Origin of the sequence: Brachyspira pilosicoli, assembly GCF_019402445.1 — a bacterium.
GTDB lineage: Bacteria > Spirochaetota > Brachyspiria > Brachyspirales > Brachyspiraceae > Brachyspira > Brachyspira pilosicoli_B.
Genome location: NZ_SRZM01000400.1, coordinates 1 through 6,648, shown reverse-complemented (window position 1 = coordinate 6,648; position 6,648 = coordinate 1). Strand labels below are relative to the sequence as shown.

Sequence of the window (6,648 nt, the reverse complement as noted above, 5' to 3'; positions counted from 1 at the left end):
ATATACATGGTAATTCTATTATAAGGATTGCTTCTGACGGTACTATGCAATTTAAAGACCAGTATAATCTTACTATAGATTTTTATAAATATGACATTGTATATAAAACCATTTCTGGGAATGATGTGTATGAGGCAACTAAATATGTATATGATAGGGGAGATAGTGTTACTTATTATTTAACAATAGAGTTTGTAAAGAGCAGTTTTAATGAAAGTATTTATACAGCTAATGTTAAGTTGGTTGAGAAAAGAAATATTATGAATGATAAAATATATAGCGGTACTTTTAATAGATATTAATTAATTTTGAAGGTTATAATAATTATATGTCAAATCATATAGGTAAAGATCTCACAGAGTCAAAAGTTTCTTCTACACTCATCACACTTTTGATACCAATACTATTATCAAACATATTGAATGTTGTTTATAATATAGTAGATAGTATATGGATAGGTAATATTATAGGACCTCTTGGGCTTTCTGCTGTTGCTGTGAGTTTTCCAATAACGCTTATGATGGGCTCTTTTGCTTTTGGAGTCAATATGGCTAATGGGGTTATAGTATCGCAATATTATGGTGCTAAAGATTATAATAGCGTTACTCATGTAATAAAGGTATCTACCACTTTGGGAGTTATTATACTTTTTACTGTTGGGTTATTAATGTTTATATTTGCTAAGAAAATATTAATAATAATGAATACCCCAAAAGATGCTTTAGATATGGCTGTTATTTATTTGAGAATAACTATAATAGGTTTACCTTTTGCTTATTCTTATTTTTTTATATCTTCTATACTTAGAGCTGTTGGTGATAGCGTGAGACCTTTAATATTTTTGATAGTATCTTCTATTGTTAATATTATATTAGACCCAATACTAATAAAAGGTTTTTTTATAATTCCAGCAATGGGGCTTAAGGGGGCAGCTATTGCTACTGTAATATCTCAATGTATTTCTGTGTTAATAAGTACATCATACTTAAGAATAAAAAATAGCTTTATAAAAATTAATCCTTTTATATTTACATTTGATATTAATATAACTAAAAAGATAATGAAATTAGCAATTCCAATTTCATCAAATCAATTTATAGTAGCTTTTGGCTGGCTTATAATAACAAGGCTTATAAGCAGTTTTGGAGATGCTGCAAGTGCTACGGTTGCTATAGTAAATAGGGTAGAATCTTTATTTATTATGCCTATAGGGGCTTTGGGCAATGCTGTCATGACAATGTCTGCACAAAATATTGGAGCTAATAAATTTGACAGAGTAAAACAAATTTTTAAAAATGGTATTGTTATTGGCATTATTATCTCTTCTGTGATGAGCATATTTTCTATAGTTAATCCTCATTTATTAATCAACATGTTTACAAAAGATTTGGAAGTTTTTGAATATTCTAAAAGCTATATTTATACTATAATGCCTATATTTATATTTTATTCTATTATGTTTGTATGTAATGGTGTAATTAATGGAGCTGGCAAAACTATAGTAATAATGGTTTTTAGCACTTCTACTACACTTATTTTAAGAACCATATTAGCTTATGCATTATCAGGAAAGTTTGCACTTGTTGGTATATGGGCATCTATGGGTATTTGCTATATAATAAATACTTTGTTTAGTTTATATTATTATAAATCTAATAAATGGCAGAAAAACTCAAATATTACACGAGAATAATAATAATACTTTATTCTATAAAGATTAATTTTTTAGTATAAGGTATTTGGAATTTCATGTTTTGTATTGTAAAAGTTAAAGTAATTTTAGCAGTACAATTAAAGCTTTTATTTTTTATACTTCCAAAGGCTGTAGTAAATACATCAATATATTTAGCATTAAACTCCATATTAATATCTTCTGATTGTTTTGAAGGTATTTTTAGAGTTTGAACAGTATTGGCAGTTGCAAAAACTTTATTGTCTGAATTGATTAATTCTACATCTATTCTATCTAATGGAAGTTCAAAAGCAAAATTATTTTTTATGTTTAGAAGCACATCTAAAGTAATATCTTTAAAAGTTATACTGGAAATAGATGCTTCTTTTACTTTTATATCTGGTTTATTTTCTTCTATATATTCTCTTGTAATTTCTTTTGCTGTATTTTGCAATGTTTCGCATGAAGATAATATAAATAATAAAGATATTAAGACAATAGATAATTTTTTGATATTTTTCATAGAATGAACTTCCTTGATGTTAATTTTCTTATAGAACTAAAAATCTATTTATATTGGATTATATATAATTTATAATAGTATTGCAACTTTTGTATATTAAGATTTCATATTTAAATTTATTTTTTATGATATGTTAATAACATTTAGTAAAAATATTTCATTAGAATTAAAAAACTTAAATAAAATTTTATTTATAGTATTGACATTATTTTTATTTGTATTATATTGAGTTTCATTAAAAAATTAATGCAATAGCTCGAGTAATGGATATTCTTTGCAGGTGTATCTGTTGACTAAGAAAGGCTTATTAATAGTTTTACTATATAATTAGCTAGAACGAAAAAAACCCTATGCGGGTAAGCGACGAGTAAACTGCGTTTTATACGTTAACATGTATATACGTAATTTTACGGAGGCTATTGTAAATATACGCATAGGGGGTCGTGTGATGGGCGATAATATTATCGTATCTTTAAAAAATATCAATGTATCTTATGGTGAAAATACCATACTTGAAAATCTCAATTTAGACATAAAAGACAAAGAGTTTCTCACTCTCTTAGGACCTTCAGGCTGCGGTAAAACAACTATACTTAGAACTATAGCAGGTTTTGTTAAGCCTGATTCTGGAGAGGTATTATTTGACGGTAAGGTGATAAATAATACTCAGCCCTACAAAAGGGAAGTAAATACTGTTTTTCAAAGATATGCTTTGTTTCCGCATCTTAATGTGTTTGAAAACATTGCTTTTGGTCTTAATCTCAAAAAGGTTCCTAAAGCAGAGATTAAAGATAGAGTTAATCAAATGCTGAAGATGGTGAACTTAGAAAATTATGGAAATAGAAATATTAATAATTTATCAGGCGGTCAGCAGCAGAGGGTAGCTATTGCAAGGGCATTAATAAACAAGCCTAGAGTTTTGCTTCTTGATGAGCCTTTAGGAGCATTAGATTTAAAACTTAGAAAAGAGATGCAAATAGAGCTTAAAAAAATTCAGCAGTCATTAGAAATTACTTTTGTATATGTTACCCATGACCAAGAAGAAGCTTTAACTATGAGCGATACAGTTGCAGTTATGAAAGACGGTGAAATACTTCAGATTGGTACTCCTCAAGATATATACAATGAACCAAAAAATGCATTCATAGCAGATTTTATTGGAGAGAGCAATATTATAGACGGCATTATGCATGAAGATTATTTAGTTGAGTTTGCGGGTTATGTATTTAATTGTGTTGATAAGGGTTTTGAAAAGTTAGAGAAAGTTGATGTTGTTATTCGACCTGAAGATATAATAGTAGTGCCTGCAGAAGATGCTAATATATCTGGACTTGTGGAATCTGCTATATTTAAAGGCGTTCATTATGAGATGATACTAGATGCTCATGGTTATAAATGGATTATACATTCTACAGAAAAATGGGAAGCTGGTACTGAGATTGGTATTGATGTGGCTAAAGAAAATATTCATATAATGAAAAGAGAGGAAGAGGAGGTACTTTTATGAAAACAAAAATACCTGCTATACCTTATCTTATTTGGACTTTAGTTTTTATATTAGTGCCTTTAGTTTTGGTTATATATTTTGCTTTTACTAATCAGAGGGGTGATTTTACTATAAAAAATTTCGCAGATGTTTCTACATTTGCCCCTGTTATAATGCGTTCTGTGATGCTTGCTTTTGTGTCTACTTTGGTGTGCTTAATACTTGCTTATCCATTATCTTATTATATATCAAGACAAAACAAAACAGTTCAGCATGCCTTAATAATGCTTGTAATGCTTCCTATGTGGATGAACTTTTTATTAAGAACATATGCTTGGATGACCATATTAGAGCAAAATGGTTTAATTAACAAGGCTTTAATTTTTTTCGGACTTTCACCTGTAAAACTTATAAACACTCAATGGGCTGTACTTATAGGAATGATATATAATTATTTGCCTTTCATGATACTTCCTCTATATTCTGTAATGACAAAGATACATAAAAGTTTAATAGAGGCTTCTCAAGATTTGGGTGCTAATTCTTTTAATGTATTTACAAAAGTTGTTTTTCCTTTAAGTTTACCTGGTATGGCTTCTGGCGTTACTATGGTGTTTGTGGCGGCTGTTAGTACATTTGTAATTTCTCGTATGCTTGGTGGAGGCTCAAACATACTTATAGGTGATTTAATAGAGATGCAATTTTTAGGAATGTCTTATAATCCTAATTTGGGTTCTGCTATTAGTTTAGTTTTAATAGTAATTTCATTATGTGCTATAATGCTTATGCAGCAGATTGATGATGATGACGATGTGGAGGGTATGCTATTATGATAAAAAAAATACTCTCTAGAACATATATTGCTTTTATATTTTTGTTTTTATATGCTCCTATAGCTATATTAATATTTTTCTCTTTCAATAAGGCAAGAGGACGCGGAGTTTTTACAGGATTTACTTTAGAATGGTATAATAGACTTTTTTCAAATGATTTGATATTAACTTCTTTTTTAAACACAATTATAGTGGCAGCTGTTTCATCTGTACTTGCTACAATTATAGGAACTATGGCTGCTATTGGAATAAGTTCTTTTAACAAAAAAATGAAAAGTGCTATTATGGGTGTTACATATATATCTATAATTAATCCTGAAATAGTAACTGGTGTTTCATTAATGCTTTTATTTGTAATAATGAAATTGAAATTCGGTTTTACAACTCTTATACTTGCTCATATTACTTTTAATATACCTTATGTAATATTAAATGTTCTTCCAAAATTAAGACAGCAAGACAGCAGTTTGTATGAAGCGGCATTAGATTTGGGATGCACTCCTACTTTGGCTTTTTGGAAGGTTGTAATTCCTGATATATTTCCTGGTATTATAGCAGGTTTTTTAATGGCTCTTACTTATTCTTTAGATGATTTTGTTGTGAGTTATTTTACTTCTGGCATCACTTCTCAAACTCTTCCTATAACAATTTATTCTATGACTAGAAAAAGAGTAAGTCCAGAGATTAATGCTATATCTACTGTAATATTTACTATAGTGCTTATCACTTTAGTAGTTATTAATATTAAAGAGATAAAAAAAGAAAAATATTTAACACAGCTTAAAAGAAAATTTAATAAAAATAATTAATAGTTAAAAGGAGAATAACAAAAAATGAAAAAATTATTTTTTAGTTTTGCATTAGTTTCTATGTGTTTTTATTCATTGAATGGACAAACACTTGATACTAGCAAGCTCGATTTAAACTACTATCAGAAGTTTAAAGATAAGAATATGTCTTTAAATGTATACAACTGGGGCGAGTATATATCTGATGGTTCTGATGAATCTATGGATATTAACAAAGAGTTTGAAGAGCTTACAGGTATAAAAGTAAATTACTCAACTTTTGCTTCAAATGAAGAGCTTTATGTAAAATTAAAAGTTGGCGGTATTGCTTATGATATAATAATACCTTCAGATTATATGATAGCAAAATTGATAAAAGAAAATCTTGTACAAAAGATAAATTTTAAAAATATACCAGCTGCCAAAAATATAGACAGCAGATTTTATAAACAACTCTATGACCCAACAGGTGAATATTCTATAGCATATACTTGGGGGGTAAATGGAATAATATATAATACAAAAAAAGTAACAGAAGATATAGTAGATTGGAATATACTTTTTAATGATAAATATAAAGGTCAAATACTTATGTATTATAATCCAAGAGATGCTTTTGGAGTAGCACAGGCTTATTTAAACTATTCATTAAATACTACTAATGAGATGGAATTAAGAGAGACTGCTAGAATATTAAAAGAGCAAAAACCTTTAGTTCAGGCTTATGTAATGGACGAAATATATGACAAAATGGAATCAGGAGAAGCTGCTATAGGTGTTTATTATGCTGGAGATTCTCTTTCTATGATAGACAATAATCCTGATTTAAAATTTGTTATACCAGAGAAGGGAGCTAATTTATTTGTAGATGCTATATGTATACCTTCAAATGCTCAAAATGTTGAGGCTGCTGAGCTTTATATAAATTTCTTATGCGAGGCAGAAGTTGCTTTAGCTAATATAGAATATATAAATTATGGCTCTCCTAATAATGCTGCTATAAATATTATGAGCGAAGAAGTAAAAAATAATCCTTTAATATATCCGCCAGCAGAGGTTCTTGATAATTGCGAAGTTTATATAACATTGCCAGATGAGACAAACTTGCTTATGGAAGAGCTTTGGAATGAGATATTATCAGATGATTCAACTTACGGCGGTTGGGTAGTTCCTATATCTTTGGTTGTAGTTGTAGCTTTATGTGTAGCTATAATAGTTTTGAGAAAGAAGAAGAGAAGAGAAAATTAATAATTATATATTGAAAAATTTTTTTATTATTTGATAATAATTTTAAGTCTAGTAATTAAATTTTATAGTGGGGCTTTGCCCCACACCCCAGTTCTTTT

At 28.5% G+C, this 6,648-nt stretch carries 7 protein-coding genes; 6 read left to right on the top strand and 1 reads right to left on the bottom strand.

The features are described from left to right. Positions 1–302 (top strand): hypothetical protein (locus E6A48_RS11385; protein WP_219710424.1); only part of this gene is annotated, 302 nt, incomplete at its 5' end. A gap of 26 nt (positions 303–328) precedes the next feature. After that, positions 329–1,693, top strand: a complete 1,365-nt coding sequence (locus E6A48_RS11380; RefSeq protein WP_219710423.1) for an MATE family efflux transporter — start codon at positions 329–331, stop codon at positions 1,691–1,693. A 10-nt stretch (positions 1,694–1,703) separates the two neighbouring features. Here the strand turns inward: E6A48_RS11380 and E6A48_RS11375 are convergent, their stop codons facing one another. Further along, positions 1,704–2,195 (bottom strand): LEA type 2 family protein, encoded by a 492-nt coding sequence (locus E6A48_RS11375; protein WP_219710422.1) that lies wholly within the window; start codon positions 2,193–2,195, stop codon positions 1,704–1,706. Between the two features lie 448 nt (positions 2,196–2,643). On the opposite strand from E6A48_RS11375, the gene E6A48_RS11370 reads away from it, so the two are divergent. Genes E6A48_RS11370 through E6A48_RS11355 form a run of 4 tightly spaced genes read left to right on the top strand, consistent with a single transcriptional unit; the run spans position 2,644 to position 6,550 of the window. Beyond that, a complete protein-coding gene (locus tag E6A48_RS11370) occupies positions 2,644–3,702 on the top strand; it encodes an ABC transporter ATP-binding protein (RefSeq protein ID WP_219710426.1) in 1,059 nt (352 codons plus the stop codon). Then, positions 3,699–4,514, top strand: a complete 816-nt coding sequence (locus E6A48_RS11365; RefSeq protein WP_219710421.1) for an ABC transporter permease — start codon at positions 3,699–3,701, stop codon at positions 4,512–4,514. The genes E6A48_RS11370 and E6A48_RS11365 overlap by 4 nt, the downstream gene beginning before the upstream one ends. Beyond that, on the top strand, positions 4,511–5,323 hold the full coding sequence (locus E6A48_RS11360; RefSeq protein WP_219699891.1) for an ABC transporter permease: 813 nt from the start codon (positions 4,511–4,513) through the stop codon (positions 5,321–5,323). Before E6A48_RS11365 ends, E6A48_RS11360 begins: the two co-directional genes overlap by 4 nt. A 24-nt stretch (positions 5,324–5,347) precedes the next feature. Further along, complete coding sequence (locus E6A48_RS11355; RefSeq protein WP_219710420.1) at positions 5,348–6,550, top strand: ABC transporter substrate-binding protein; 1,203 nt, start codon at positions 5,348–5,350, stop codon at positions 6,548–6,550. Positions 6,551–6,648: the final 98 nt, after the last annotated feature.

Excerpts from the sequence above, each read along its gene's own strand:
- E6A48_RS11380 (WP_219710423.1), top strand. The coding sequence starts at position 329 with ATGTCAAATCATATAGGTAAAGATCTCACAGAGTCAAAAGTTTCTTCT.
- E6A48_RS11375 (WP_219710422.1), bottom strand. The coding sequence starts at position 2,195 with ATGAAAAATATCAAAAAATTATCTATTGTCTTAATATCTTTATTATTT.
- E6A48_RS11370 (WP_219710426.1), top strand. The coding sequence starts at position 2,644 with ATGGGCGATAATATTATCGTATCTTTAAAAAATATCAATGTATCTTAT.
- E6A48_RS11365 (WP_219710421.1), top strand. The coding sequence starts at position 3,699 with ATGAAAACAAAAATACCTGCTATACCTTATCTTATTTGGACTTTAGTT.
- E6A48_RS11360 (WP_219699891.1), top strand. The coding sequence starts at position 4,511 with ATGATAAAAAAAATACTCTCTAGAACATATATTGCTTTTATATTTTTG.
- E6A48_RS11355 (WP_219710420.1), top strand. The coding sequence starts at position 5,348 with ATGAAAAAATTATTTTTTAGTTTTGCATTAGTTTCTATGTGTTTTTAT.